Source organism: Parendozoicomonas verongulae (assembly GCF_009711465.1).
GTDB classification, from domain to species: domain Bacteria; phylum Pseudomonadota; class Gammaproteobacteria; order Pseudomonadales; family Endozoicomonadaceae; genus Sansalvadorimonas; species Sansalvadorimonas verongulae.
In genome coordinates, this window is sequence record NZ_SMME01000595.1 from 1 (window position 1) to 521 (window position 521).

The 521-nt window shown below is 47.6% G+C and carries 1 protein-coding gene; it reads left to right on the forward strand.

Going from position 1 to position 521, the window contains the following annotated elements:
* Nucleotides 1–180: hypothetical protein (locus E1189_RS24835; protein ID WP_230459997.1), on the forward strand; the 180-nt coding region annotated here is incomplete at its 5' end.
* Nucleotides 181–521 lie beyond the last annotated feature (341 nt).

The window sequence follows — 521 nt, forward strand, 5'->3', positions numbered from 1 at the left end:
AAAGGGCCTGTCCCCTGTGTGGACACGTTTATGGACGCTGAGATTACCGGATGCAGTGAAAGCCTTATTGCACCCGTCAAAGTCACAGGCAAAAGGCCTGCCCCCTGTGTGGATGCGTTTGTGTTTGCCCCCGTTCGGCTCACAGCCCCTTACGGGATATTTTTTTACACCCAATTTTAGTAAGTTCATCCCGGAGATGTTCGTGGGCAACTGATCGTTGTCAGGCTGAATTTGACCCACTTCAGCAATAATGCCATCTGTATCGAATGCACACTCCCTTGCACTGGTGCAAAATACACTCTGAAATACATCATCCTGCAACAAATCCGATAACTCTGAAAATAGAGCGGCATCCTGATTCAAGTCCGACACCTCTGGAAATAGAGTGTCCAGAAGGGAAGGTGAAGAAGGTAGCGGAGTGCATAAGGTGTCAGAAGCTTCATTGTTACTGGAAATGCGACAGATGTTAGATGAGTTCCTAATCCATGTTATGGCATCGGTTTCAACGGCCAGATGTTGTA